Origin of the sequence: Variovorax ginsengisoli, assembly GCF_030811835.1 — a bacterium.
In the GTDB taxonomy this organism is placed as follows: domain Bacteria; phylum Pseudomonadota; class Gammaproteobacteria; order Burkholderiales; family Burkholderiaceae_C; genus Variovorax; species Variovorax ginsengisoli_C.
On the sequence record NZ_JAUSRO010000005.1, the window covers coordinates 315950 to 328343 of the forward strand.

Here is a 12394-nt window from a genome sequence, read left to right on the forward strand (position 1 = left end):
AAGTGCTTGACCCTCTCGTAACGGCACGGTCTAGGATGCCTTTCAACTTGAGAGAGGGAAGGCATGTTTTTGAGGATTGGTGAACTGGCCCGGCGCACCGGGCTGACAGTGCGCGCGTTGCGGCACTATGACGACATCGCCCTGCTGGTGCCATCCGAAAGGTCCAGCGGCGGCTACCGCCTCTATGGGCGGAAGGACGTGGCGCGGCTCTACCGCATTCAGGCGTTGCGGCGACTTGACCTGTCGCTCGCTGACATACAAGGCCTGCTCGACAACGCGGCTGGCGGTATTTCGGAAGTCGTGGCGCAGCAGGTCGCACAGCTCGACCGCGAAATCCTGCAGGCGTCGGCGCTGCGCAACCATCTGCTTGCGGTGCAGGGCCAGCTGCAGGCCAGCGAAGAACCTGGAATCGACGACTGGCTCCTGGCCCTCGAAAGCATGGTCGCGGGTTCGAAGTACTTCAGCGACGACGAGCAGCGCACGCTCAAGGCGCAACGCGACGGTTTCGCTGACGCCATGGCGCCCGAGCGTGCCGAGTTGTCGGCGTGGTTGCACCGCCTGGTCGCCGCCGGCGTATCGCCCGAGAGCCCGCAAGCGCAGGCCCTGGCGCAACGTTGGATTGAACTGTTGCTCGAAGAAGCCGGCGGCGACGAAGGTCTGCTGATGAAGCTCTACGCCATGCACTGGAACGAGCCGTCGCTCCACGCCCTGACCGGTGTGGACCGCGCAGGCATCCGCTATATCTCCCACGCGATGGCCTTCGCGCGCCTGCAGCTCTATGCGCCTTACTGCAGCGCCAGCGACATGGCCACGTTGCGCCAGCACTACGTTGCCCAGACCGATGCATGGCCGCCGCTCATTGCCGAGGTTCGGCAACAGATGTTGGCGCGTGCTCCCACCGATGGCGCAGCCATGCGTGCTCTGGCGCGGCGCTGGCAGGAACTCTCGCTCGCCAAGGCCGGTGGTGACGCCGCATTGGACGCGAAGCTTCAACGCGCATTCCACCACGACGCGGCTCTGCGGGTCGGCTCGGGCATCGACGAGACATTGGTCGCCTACGTTGGGCAAGCCATCGCGCACCTGAGCGGCACGTCGACCTCCTGAATGAATCCGAAAGGCTCCACGTGAACGCAGAACCACAGAACCACCCTCACTTCTTCACCGGCAACTACGCGCCCCTCACCGAGGAGCACGACATCGCGGCGCTCCACATCGAAGGCACGCTACCCCCCGGGCTGTCGGGCAGCCTGTACCGTGTCGGCCCGAGCCCGCAATACGCACCGTGCGACAACAACTACCATTGGTTTTCCGGCGACGGCATGGTGCATGCCTTCCACATCGACAAGGGCAGTGTGTCGTACAGCAACCGTTGGGCACGCACGCCGAAATGGCAGCTCGAACATGAAGCCGGGCGCGCGCTCTTCGGCACCTTCGGCAACCCCGCCACCAGCGACCCGCTGGCGCATGGCCGAAACGGTGGCACCGCCAACACCAGCATGCTGTGGCACGGCGAACGGCTGTTCGCGCTCGAGGAGTCGCATCAACCCTTTGAGCTCGATGCCTACACGCTGGCTTCCAAGGGGCACCAGAGCTTCGGCGACCGCATGACCTCGCGTTGCACCGCGCACCCAAAGGTCGACCCCGAGAGCGGCGAACTGCACTTCTTTGCGTACTCGCCCGACGGTCCCTGCTCGTCGACCATGCTCTATGGCGTGATGGACAAACACTGCGAGGTCACGAGGCTCGAGTCGTTCAAAGCGCCGTATGCCAGCATGGCGCACGACTTCATGGTGACGCGCGGGCATGTGCTCTTTCCCGTCACGCCGCTGACGCTCAGTATAGAACGCGCGATGCGCGGCAAGCCCCTTTTGGCCTGGGATGCCGGCTTGCGAACCCACGTTAGCGTGATGCGGCGCGATGGCGCGACGGACACATTGCGCTGGTTCGAAACCGACGCCTGCCACGTGTTCCATGTGATGAATGCCTGGGACGACGGCGGCACGGTGGTGGCCTATGTGATGCAGTCCGAAACGGCGCCCGGCCTGCCCGATGCCGAAGGCCATCCGGGTGACCCCAACGCCATGGCCGCACGCCTGTGCCGCTGGACTTTCGACTTGAGCGGCACGGACACGGGATTCAGGCGCGAGTACCTCGACGACTTGGCGGCGGAGTTTCCACGCATCGACGAGCGCTACACGGGGCGACGAAACCGCTATGGCTTCTACACCTGCCATGCGACGGCGCGCGCAAGGGATGACTCGGAAAGCGTGCTCTACGACAGCCTGGCCCGTTTCGATTTCGATACCGGCGAGCGCAGCATGCACACGCTGCCGCATGGGGACGTGGTGTCGGAACCGGTGTTCGTGCCGCGCGCCACCGACGCAGCCGAGGGCGACGGCTGGCTGCTTGCCGTGGCCTGGCGTCAACAGGACCGGCGCAGCGACCTGCTGGTATTCGATGCAATGGACCTGGCGGCGGGACCCGTCGCGGTCGCGCGTTTGCCGCATCGCGTACCGTTCGGCTTCCACGGAACTTGGCGACCTGCGCGCATGTGACCCTTTGAAGAAACAGCGACCATGACCGCAACAGAAGCGTAAGGCAGCGGGCACAACGCGGCCCAAACCAGCCATTCAGCGGGTCACTTACATGAACCCCGCAACCCTTGGTCAAAGGCAGGACGTGTCAGTCTGCGCGTTTCGCTGCCCGCCCGCCTGCGCCAAGTACGCTACAAACCCGTCGAAGGCATTCAACAAGGGCTGGAACCGCGCCGCATCGCCTTCCAGTTGGCACAAGGCGTAGCAGGTCGCCTCCAGCGTGGACAGTTGGTCGGGCCCATGGGCTTTGCGGATACGGTAGTGCGAAGGTGGCAGGTTGTGCAGGGCCAAGCGAGGCAACTGTTGCAGTGGCGGGCTTTGGTAGAGCATCTTTCGGCTTTTGCGCCAGGTGCCGTCCAGCACGACCAGACGCAGGCACGACTTGGCTTGCGGCCACTCGGGCGGTCGCGGGGGTTGGACCCGCAGGTCCGGGGCGGTATCTTGCAGACTGTCCGGGTACAGCAGCAGCGTGTGCTTGCCGTCCGCCGGCCACACTGGCACGGCGAATGACTCACCCACCACCAAGCGGCAGTGCGCCAAGCTGAGGTGCAGCAGGCGGGCACTGCCTTTGGCCTGGTGTACCTCCAGCGGGTGCTGCAGCACGAGTACCTCCACCGCGTGGGCGGTGGGCGCGACCCAGCGGCAAATGCAGGCGCTGAGCGGGCGCAGGCACGTGGTGCACTGGGGGCGTGGGACTACAGCGGCGGACATGCTGGATTTTATTCAGCGCGCCTGGCTAGACAATGCGTGAAAGGGGATGTCTCTTCGCTTTGGCGCGACAACCGGCGGCTTGGGACAATGTCGGAAGACCGCCGTGGGCCCTCTGCGGCCATGAAGCGACAGGCTAGGCCGCCAAAAGCGGACCTTTCCATTCCCCAGCACAAACGCATGAACTTCGGGAGGAATGAGCGTGCAGGTTCGCAGCATTTCCAATTCTGATTTCGACGCGGTCCATCACCTGCTAGTGACAAACGGGTGGGCCCATCGGATCGGTGATGTAGAAGACCTCGGTCGACTGATTTCAGCGTCGCAGCGTGCGGTGGTTGCGTTAGCAGACGACGAAATCGTTGGCTTCGCGCGAGCGATAACCGACGGAATCTCCAACGGGTACGTGTCCATGGTCGTCGTCGCCGAGCAGCATCGACGACGGGGCATTGGGCAGGCACTTGTCGAGGGGCTCATTGGGTCTGAACCGGACATCACCTGGGTGCTCCGGGCTGGAAGAACGGGTGCTGCTGAATTCTTCGCAAAGCTGGGCTTCCGCGCCTCGTCGACTGCCATGGAGCGCCCGCGACGATGACCGGGGTGTCGAGGGAAATCGGACCCTAGAGGGGTGCGTGCGGCCAGAAGCAGCCCCTCAAGTTCAGCTTATAGACGACGGGCGACTCTCTGCAAGAACGGATTCCCTCACGGTCGCTTGGCGGATTTCCCGACTCGCGCGCGAGGGCCTCCTGGACCTAAAACATGGTCGACCGGTGCGCGGCGACCCAGGCCATAGCGGCATCCGCGACCGTCATGGCAACGCTGCCAGCCGCACGCGCGGCATCGCCGCAGGCAAAGACGTTCGGCACGTAAGTCTGCTGCATGGCACCCAACTGGATGAACACACCCATGGGGCCCTGCACCAGCGTGCACCCCAGTTGGGCTGCGATGGGGCTCGCGATGTGCGTGCGCGGCTGAGTAAAGAGCCCGTTCATCGACAGCGTGCGGTCGTCTGTGAGCACCACATCGGCGACGCCCTCGACGCGAACAATGCTCGTCGCCTCCACTGTCGTGCCGCGACGCGCAAAAGCGACGATGTCGTCGTCGGTCGGGCGGTAGGCACCGTTGAGGAACAACGTGGGTGCTCCCCAGTCTGGCAGCATCATTGCGTGGTGGTGGGCGATCTCCGACGCCGCAATGATGCCGATGGGTCCGGGCTTCAGTTCGTACCCATGGCAACAGGGCCAATGGAAGATGCTGCGGCCCCAGCGCTTGGCCAAATCCTCAACGGCCGGCAACTCATCCCGCGCGCCGATGGCCAACACGAGTCGCGCTGCCTCCACACTCTCTTGCTGGCAAGCCGCTGTGTGGCAGGATGCGGCCAGAACCAGACATTCGAGGGAACCATGAAAACTGTGCTTGAGAGGCTCCAAACTGCGACGGTGGCCGGGACGGATGCTTGGACAGACAGCCGACGGCGCGGATGAAGCGCAAATTCAAGCGCTCGAATGCTCGCTTGGAGTCCGGCTGCCGCCGAGCTATCGACGGTTCCTGGCCCTGACTGGCGCACTGAACCTCGGCGGCATCGAGGTCACCGGCATCATCGGCGGAAACGCCATGGACCTTTCGGGTGGCTCGACGTACGGCGAGACCATCCGGGCGCGGGATGACTTCGCGCTACCTCCCACGCTCCTGGTCATCCAGCCGGACGGCGACGCCCCGCACTGCCTCGATTTGTCATCGGCCGATTCGTCGGGCGAGATGGCAGTCGTGTGCTTCCAGCTCAACACTAAAAGTGCGAGCTTAGTCGCCCAGGACTTCGAACATTGGCTCAGCACGTGGGTCCTTCCGGCCGATGTGACCGAAGCCTGAAGACGGCCAAAAGCGGACATAGGCATCTCATGGATTATTCGATTACTCCCAGAATTCTTCCCGGACTGCCTGGAGTAGGTCCCCCTCCGCGCCAATTCAGCGCAACAGGATTGGGCATGCATAGCGAGGGTTTGGTCGTGGAATTCGGCTCAGCTGAAAGCTGGTGTTGGATAGGCAATTTTCAGCCTGGGATGACGAAATTCTCGGCCATCTATGCCGACACCGAGTCGCTTGAGGCAAACGTGTTCGCCGGTGGCCGAGGCTATAGAGTCAACGTGGAGTCCGGTGAACTGATTGCTGAGTTTGGCGGCGACATTGAGTCTGTTGTAGAGATTCTGAACGGTGAAGCTCTACTGCTTTGCAGTTCCATAGGCTTTGAACTTCATCGGAGGGCTGGAGGCGTCATTTGGCGCTCCCGCCGCGTTTCTTGGGATGGCTTCCGTAACCTGTCTATTCATGTAAATAAATTGACAGGTGAAGCGTGGATGTTCGACGACTCGTGGCATTCGTTCACGGTTGTACTTGAAACTGGTGCGGTTGAAGGTGGCTCTTACTACGAGGTCCGGCAGTAATGAAAAAGTGTGTGCCGGCGACGCCGATAGCTAGCTTGCACCGGCGTTTGCTATGGGCCCAACGCGGTGCTAGCTAAGATGGCGGGACTCGGCCACAACCGGACTTACGGCAACAATTCCCGGCTGAGAGCGCTGGCCTGCGGCAGAATTCAGGCGCTATTCAATTTCAAGCGGATTTCCGACCATGGATGCACCTGCGCAAACCGAAGATGCTCGCAGAGATGCGGGTCTTTTCATTCTTCACATGCTCCTTCAGCGCCTTGAGCAACAGCAGCCTGGCTTGATGGACGGGATGATTGACGGAATATTGAGCGACCGCGCGGCCATGCTGGCCACAGACGAGCCAAACGGCTACCCACGGCGTATTGGAGACGAGGCATTGCGCATACTCAGGCTTGCGAATGACCAGCTCAAGATTCCGTGGGAGCCGCTGCGAAAGGGCTGATGGCGGCCAAGAGTCGACATCTAATACGCCGATGAAAATCCAAGTCCGACCCGCGACGGAAGAAGATGCGCCTGATGCTTGCAGCGTCATTCGGAGCTCAATCCTCGAATGCTGTGCAGACGACCACCGCGGCGATGCCAAGGTGCTCGAAGGATGGTTGCGCAACAAAACGCCTGAGTTCGTGCGCAGGTTCATACTCGAGCCCAATGCGTTTTCGGTTGTCGCCAGGGTTGACGAGGAAACGATCGGCTTCGGGTCTGCCTTGAAAACCGGCGAGGTGACGCTCTGCTACGTCGCGCCTTCCGTGCGTTTCAAGGGGGCGGGCAAGGCGCTTCTTGCAGCCCTCGAAGACCACGCGGCTTGGGTGGGTGTCGTGGCACTGCGTCTCGAGAGCACCCGCACAGCGAGAGCGTTTTACCTCCGCCATGGATTCGTGGCTGAAGGTCCCCCGGTACTGGTCTTTGGTATAGAGGGCCAACCCATGCGAAAAGAGCTCAGGCCTGGAGGCTAGCTGCGCGGGCAGCTCCGAAGGCAGAATGCGGCCAACACCAGACATTCACGACGCACGCCCAGTTTCTATGCCTGTCGAAAATCAAACTCTTTCGAACTCCGGCCTCGTTGAGGCCGAGGCAGCCGGCGCTGCGCTACTCGCGGGGTGGCCCGTAGAGCCGATTGGGGAGGACGTCGAGGTGACCGACGCACTGGTTCGCATCTACGCTGCGCGAGCCGGAGTGATTGCTGGACGAGGCGATTCTTGGATGCGCCTAGCGGCCTCTACGGGGGAGCTTGCGAGCAACCTCGCCAAGTCGTTGCGAAAGCCGGCGCGGTGGCAGCGCATCATCGGACCACAAGGCGAAACGTTTCTGTGCTGCCAAACGGTTGAGGACGGCGAATTCATCGGATGCCTGTTCGTCCACGAAGCTGGTGCCGAGCCGATGTCGAATCCGTAGAAGCAGTGCCCGCACTCGGCCAGGACCAGACGTTCTACGTCGACCTCCAGCTTCTAGTAGGTGAACTGCACCGAGTACTTCCAGTCCCCGTGTTCTTCCTGGCTGACGGAGTACGACGCGGAGCGCCAGATGGTCCCACGCTCACGGAAAAAGTCGTTGAGCGCGTAGAGGCTCACATAGATTTCCTCGGTAGGGCTAACAGGCTCCGGCTGCCCGTCAGGCGACGTGATGACGATGGTCATCCGCTCCTGCGAGTCTTCCTGTCCCCGGTCGGCGACAGGGCTGGCTACCTTCCACCATTCCGGGGTCGCCGCAATGAGGGCATTCGCTACCGCTGCGTCGAGCGGTGCTTGTCTTTCAAGCCATTCGTCCATCTATGATTCCAACGAGCCGTGTCGTCCCGGAAAGCGGCATGCCACCGGCACCATCCGGCCAAAACCGCGCCTTCCCACGTCGCTTCCACTGAAGGAGAGCTACGACCGGCGAAGCATTTCGATTGCACCATTGAACAATCAGCCAGCACAGAATATTGAGGAATGGAGCGGATTCTGAGATGAAAATAAATGACTTAAAGCCTGGCGCTAAAAGGCCGCATGGCGAAGAATTTTCGAGGGCGTCGGTGATAGGGCCAATCGTGGCATTCGTCCTAGGTGGTTGCGTCGCCGCGCCTGCTACGCTTGCTGAACTGCCTCAAGCAGTACAGGATGCGTCCTCGTGCATGCCGCGATATCCGGCCGAAGCAAAGCGGTACAGCCAGGAGGGCCGAGTTGTCCTGAAGGTGTTTGTCGATGTGAGTGGAAGGGTGTCGGAGGCCGAGGTGGGCAAGTCGAGCGGATTTCCACTGCTGGACAAGGCGGCACTCGAGTCGGCAACCTGCTTGAGCTATCAGCCCGGAAAGGTCGACGGCGTCCCACAGGCAATGTGGGTCACCACGCCCATAAACTTTGTGCTCCGCGGTGCGGGCGGACCAGTTGCACCAACCGGTGCATTTCAAATGGACTACGGCACTAAAGTTGCGCAGGCGGTTCGCAAGAACGTCCACTATTTCGAGGAAGTCACGGGCAATCCGGGTGCAGAAGTCACCTTGAGACTTAGCCCTGACGGCAGAATCGTTGAACGAACGCTCACGAAGACCAGCGGCACGTCCAGTTGGGACCGGGCGGCGCTGGCCGCAGTAGACAAAACAGAGTCACTACCGCTCGACGCTAACGGAAAATTGCCGGCAACCCTCGTACTGGTCATGAGGTCAAAGAGGTGACGCGAGGCTATTGCAGGCTGTAGGACGGAGCAACGCGACGCTATGCATTCGGCCCAAACCGGGACGGTCGCCCGTGCGGCAGAATTCGGCCGAGGCAGTGTCAGCGTTTGAATGTCGGCTTCGGGGCGGGCCGTACAGCCGCTTTGGCCCCAAAGCAGAAGTTACCACTTTCCAAAATAGGCCGTTGCATCAGCGATACTACCAGCCTTGGATCATTCAAATCGCCACACCTAAAATGACGCAGATTGCAAGGCCGCGACGTCGCCTGAAACAATGGCGCTTAAATTCTCGGTAATTTTTTCTATAGGCCAATCCCACCACGCGATGGCCTGCAAGGTCTCCACGATCTCAGCCGGAAAACGCTCCTTGATGGGCTTGGCAGGGTTGCCGCCGACAACCGTGTACGCGGGCACATCCTGAACAACCACGGAGCGCGACGAGACGATGGCGCCGTTTCCGATATGGACACCGGGCATGACGAGGACGTCATAGCCCATCCAGACATCGTTGCCGACGACCGTGTCGCCCTTGTAAGGTAAGTCGCCTGGCGAGGGCGCCACCTTCTCCCATCCGTTTCCGAAAATCTGAAAGGGATAGGTCGATATACCGGACAGCCTGTGGTTGGCGCCGTTCATGATGAACTTGGTGCCGCGGGCAAAGGCGCAGAACTTCCCGATGATGAGCTTGTCACCGATGAACGGGAAATGGTAGAGAACATTCCGCTCGAAGTTCTCGGAGTCTTCCGGGTCATCGTAATAGCTGTAGTCGCCAACAACGATGTTCGGGTTTCGCACCGTGTTCTTGATGAAACACACCTGCGGGAATCCGTCCATGGGATGCGGATTCGTGGGGTCGGGTCCGTTCATGTGTTCGCTCCTGGAGAAGCCTCGATTTTGCCGATGCCCTCTGCGGTGCAAGCGGGCGGGCAAGCGAACGAGCGTGCAAGTTCAAACAACCCCACTGGCGGAATAACTGTATATTCATCCAGTGAACATTCAAAGCAAGCTCGCCATTCTGGCCGACGCCGCCAAGTACGACGCCTCCTGCGCGTCCAGCGGCACCAGCAAGCGCAACTCGGTCGGCGGGCGCGGCATCGGCTCGACCGAAGGCTCGGGCATCTGCCACAGCTATGCGCCGGACGGCCGCTGCATCTCGCTGCTGAAGATCCTGCTGACCAATTTCTGCCAGTACGACTGCCTCTACTGCGTCAACCGCGTCACCAGCAACGTGCCGCGTGCGCGCTTCACTGTCGATGAGGTGGTGCAACTCACGCTCGATTTCTATCGCCGCAACTGCATCGAGGGCCTGTTTCTTTCCAGCGGCATCATCCAGAACCCCGACTACACCATGGAGCAGGTGGTCGAGGTGGCGCGCGTGCTGCGGGAAGACCACGACTTTCGCGGCTACATCCACCTCAAGACCATCCCCGACGCGTCGGCGGAGCTGCTGGAAAAGGCGGGCCGCTACGCCGACCGGCTGAGCATCAACATCGAGCTGCCGACCGTGCAGGGCCTGGCCGCCCTGGCGCCCGAGAAAGACGGCGCTGCCATCCGCCGTTCGATGGCGCGGCTGCGCGTGCACATCGACGACGCCAAGGGCGAGGCGCGCGATGCCGCGGCGAACAAGGTCGTCTCGATGCCGCAGGGCGGCCCGCGCCGGGCCGTGGCGCCGCGCTTTTCGCCAGCGGGCCAGAGCACGCAGATGATCGTGGGCGCCGACGCCACCGACGACCGCACCATCCTGTCGACCAGCGCCAATCTCTACAGTGCCTACCGGTTGCGGCGCGTGTACTACTCGGCCTTCAGCCCGATCCCCGATGCCTCGTCGGCGCTGCCGCTGCAGGCCGCACCACTGGTGCGCGAGCACCGGCTCTACCAGGCCGACTGGCTGATGCGCTTCTACGGCTTCACGCATGACGAGATCGTGCCACCCACGGTGCCCGGCGCGGCCGGCGGCGCGCAGGGTGCCACACCGTCGGGCGGCATGCTCGCGCTCGACGTCGATCCCAAGCTGGCCTGGGCGCTTGCGCACCGTGACCGCTTTCCGGTCGACCTGAACGTTGCGCCGCGTGAAATGCTGTTGCGGGTGCCTGGGCTGGGCGTCAAGGCGGTGGAGCGCCTGCTGGTCGCGCGCCGCGTTCGCCGCCTGCGCAGCGACGACCTCACGCGCCTGCATGTGCCGCTGCGCAAGGTGTTGGCCTTCGTGCAGCTGGCCGACCACCGGCCCGGCCGCGGTCTCGATGCCGTCAACCTGGCCGCGCAGTTCAAACCCGCGCCAGTGCAGGCCTCTCTTTTTTCAACCTGAGCGCCTACACGCCGGAGCGCGCCACCGCTGAAGATGTCTGCATGTCCGCGCACTCCATTACCATCGACGGCGACACCGACTGGCTGGGCTTCCGGCGCGAAGCGCGTGCGTTGCTCGCCCGCCAGGTGCCCCCCGACGAGGTGAGCTGGCACACGCGCGCCAGCGCCGCCGAAGACCTCTTTGCCAGCGCGTCCAGCGAGGACGAGGCGGCCGCGCTCGCACCCGATCTGCCACGGGCCACTGCGCGCGTGGCCGCTTCGTCGAACTCGGCCGTGGTGCCTGCCTCTTTCCTGCGCCTGTGCGAAACGGTGATCCTGCACCACGACCCCGACCGCTTCGGTCTGCTCTACCGCCTACTCTGGCGCATGGTGCAAGAGCCCGGCCTGCGCCACGACCCGCTCGACGCCGATCGCGTGCGTGCCCAGCACATGGCGCAGGCCGTACGGCGCGACATGCACAAGATGAAAGCCTTCGTGCGCTTTCGCACCGTCGAGCAGGCCGAGGGCGAAGCGCCACTGCACGTGGCCTGGTTCGAACCCGATCACCACATCGTCGAGGCGGTGGCGCCCTTCTTCGTACGCCGCTTCACGCAGATGCGCTGGGCCATCCTCACCCCGGAACGCTCGATGCAGTGGCGTCCGGACGACGCGCAGGGCGCGCTGCAGTTGGGGCCGGGCGCGCGCCGCCAGGACCTGCCGCCTGCCGATGCGGGCGAGCAGCTGTGGCTCACGTATTACCGGCACATCTTCAACCCGGCACGCCTCAAGCTGGCGATGATGCAAAAGGAGATGCCTCGGCGCTACTGGCGCAATCTGCCCGAAGCCGAACTCATCGATCCCCTGGCAGCGCAGGCCCTCGCACGCAGCGGCCAGATGATCGATGCACCCGCCACCCGGCCTGCGCGCCGCATTGCCGCCGTGCCCCATCTGGCGCGGACGGCCGAGGTCGTGCCCGTGCCTGCGCTGTCCTCCGACCCGACCCAGGCGCTCGCGCAATTGCGGTTGGCGAGCAACCGCTGCCGAGCCTGCCCCATCGGTGCGCACGCGACCCAGTCGGTGTTCGGCGAGGGGCCTGTGCGCGCCGCGCTCATGGTGGTGGGCGAGCAGCCCGGTGACCAGGAAGACCTGCGCGGGCGGCCTTTCGTCGGGCCGGCCGGCCAGCTGTTCGAGCGGGGCATTGCGGAACTGGGCTGGCCGCGCGCCGAGATCTACGTCACCAATGCGGTCAAGCATTTCAAGTACGAGTTGCGCGGGCAGCGCCGCATCCACAAGACGCCCTCGCAGCAGGAGGCTGCCGCATGCCTGCAGTGGCTGGAGCATGAACTGGCGCAGGTGCAGCCACGCGCCGTGGTCGCGCTGGGCGCCACGGCGGCGCGCGCATTGCTCGGGCGTCCGGTGGCGGTGATGCGGGAACGCGGCCGGTGGCACACCGGCGTGGGAGGCGAACAGGTGCTGGTGACGCTGCACCCGTCGGCACTGCTGCGCGCCGACCCGGCCGACCATGAGGCCGCCTACGCCGCGTGGCTCAAGGATCTGGCGTTGGCCAGCGAATTCGTGACGGTTTCCGGCAACGATATTCGGCAATCAACGGCAGTAATTGGCATTTGATGGCACCAATGCAGTAGGACAGCAGCGCTCATCATGCTGCAGTGCAGCATAAAAAGGCCATGAAGCCTATAGTTCACTCTCTGCCCTTAC

15 protein-coding genes are annotated in these 12394 nt (G+C 63.2%); 11 read left to right on the forward strand and 4 right to left on the reverse strand.

From position 1 onward, the window contains the following. Positions 1-63 precede the first annotated feature (63 nt). Positions 64-1104 (forward strand): MerR family transcriptional regulator, encoded by a 1041-nt coding sequence (locus tag J2W36_RS09775; protein ID WP_307689524.1) that lies wholly within the window; start codon positions 64-66, stop codon positions 1102-1104. Positions 1105-1124: 20 nt separating this feature from the next. After that, positions 1125-2555, forward strand: coding sequence for a carotenoid oxygenase family protein (locus J2W36_RS09780; protein ID WP_307689525.1), 1431 nt, complete (start codon positions 1125-1127; stop codon positions 2553-2555). Positions 2556-2666: 111 nt separating this feature from the next. On the opposite strand, the gene J2W36_RS09785 is transcribed toward J2W36_RS09780, so the two are convergent. Beyond that, entirely contained in the window at positions 2667-3305 is a 639-nt protein-coding gene (locus J2W36_RS09785) for a tRNA-uridine aminocarboxypropyltransferase (RefSeq protein WP_307689526.1), read from the reverse strand. 193 nt (positions 3306-3498) lie between these two features. Between J2W36_RS09785 and J2W36_RS09790 the strand changes: the two genes are divergently transcribed. Continuing rightward, the gene (locus tag J2W36_RS09790; protein WP_370869289.1) at positions 3499-3894 is read left to right on the forward strand and encodes a GNAT family N-acetyltransferase; all 396 of its coding nucleotides are present in this window, start codon (positions 3499-3501) and stop codon (positions 3892-3894) included. Positions 3895-4051: 157 nt separating this feature from the next. Here J2W36_RS09790 and J2W36_RS09795 read toward each other — a convergent pair whose 3' ends face one another. Next, complete coding sequence (locus J2W36_RS09795; protein WP_307689528.1) at positions 4052-4639, reverse strand: FAD-dependent oxidoreductase; 588 nt, start codon at positions 4637-4639, stop codon at positions 4052-4054. A 112-nt stretch (positions 4640-4751) separates the two neighbouring features. Here J2W36_RS09795 and J2W36_RS09800 point away from each other — a divergent pair, with 112 nt between their 5' ends. The 5 genes from J2W36_RS09800 to J2W36_RS09820 all read left to right on the forward strand — a co-directional run bounded on the left by J2W36_RS09800 (position 4752) and on the right by J2W36_RS09820 (position 7135). Beyond that, entirely contained in the window at positions 4752-5168 is a 417-nt protein-coding gene (locus tag J2W36_RS09800) for an SMI1/KNR4 family protein (protein WP_307689529.1), read from the forward strand. 29 nt (positions 5169-5197) lie between these two features. Next, the gene (locus J2W36_RS09805; protein ID WP_307689530.1) at positions 5198-5740 is read left to right on the forward strand and encodes a hypothetical protein; all 543 of its coding nucleotides are present in this window, start codon (positions 5198-5200) and stop codon (positions 5738-5740) included. Between the two features lie 184 nt (positions 5741-5924). Next, entirely contained in the window at positions 5925-6185 is a 261-nt protein-coding gene (locus J2W36_RS09810; RefSeq protein ID WP_307689531.1) for a hypothetical protein, read from the forward strand. A 31-nt stretch (positions 6186-6216) separates the two neighbouring features. Continuing rightward, positions 6217-6696, forward strand: coding sequence for a GNAT family N-acetyltransferase (locus tag J2W36_RS09815; protein WP_307689532.1), 480 nt, complete (start codon positions 6217-6219; stop codon positions 6694-6696). A gap of 178 nt (positions 6697-6874) precedes the next feature. Next, on the forward strand, positions 6875-7135 hold the full coding sequence (locus tag J2W36_RS09820; RefSeq protein ID WP_307689533.1) for a hypothetical protein: 261 nt from the start codon (positions 6875-6877) through the stop codon (positions 7133-7135). 53 nt (positions 7136-7188) lie between these two features. Here J2W36_RS09820 and J2W36_RS09825 read toward each other — a convergent pair whose 3' ends face one another. Then, the gene (locus J2W36_RS09825; RefSeq protein WP_307689534.1) at positions 7189-7509 is read right to left on the reverse strand and encodes a hypothetical protein; all 321 of its coding nucleotides are present in this window, start codon (positions 7507-7509) and stop codon (positions 7189-7191) included. A gap of 179 nt (positions 7510-7688) precedes the next feature. Between J2W36_RS09825 and J2W36_RS09830 the strand changes: the two genes are divergently transcribed. Then, on the forward strand, positions 7689-8393 hold the full coding sequence (locus J2W36_RS09830) for a TonB family protein (protein ID WP_307689535.1): 705 nt from the start codon (positions 7689-7691) through the stop codon (positions 8391-8393). 230 nt (positions 8394-8623) lie between these two features. Here the strand turns inward: J2W36_RS09830 and J2W36_RS09835 are convergent, their stop codons facing one another. Beyond that, positions 8624-9259 carry a Vat family streptogramin A O-acetyltransferase gene (locus J2W36_RS09835; RefSeq protein WP_307689536.1) on the reverse strand — a complete coding sequence of 212 codons (636 nt, stop codon included), beginning with the start codon at positions 9257-9259 and terminating at the stop codon, positions 8624-8626. A gap of 121 nt (positions 9260-9380) precedes the next feature. Between J2W36_RS09835 and J2W36_RS09840 the strand changes: the two genes are divergently transcribed. Together J2W36_RS09840 and J2W36_RS09845 are read left to right on the forward strand one after the other, a co-directional pair. Then, entirely contained in the window at positions 9381-10697 is a 1317-nt protein-coding gene (locus J2W36_RS09840) for a putative DNA modification/repair radical SAM protein (RefSeq protein ID WP_307689537.1), read from the forward strand. A gap of 41 nt (positions 10698-10738) precedes the next feature. Continuing rightward, a complete protein-coding gene (locus J2W36_RS09845; protein WP_307689538.1) occupies positions 10739-12304 on the forward strand; it encodes a UdgX family uracil-DNA binding protein in 1566 nt (521 codons plus the stop codon). Positions 12305-12394: the final 90 nt, after the last annotated feature.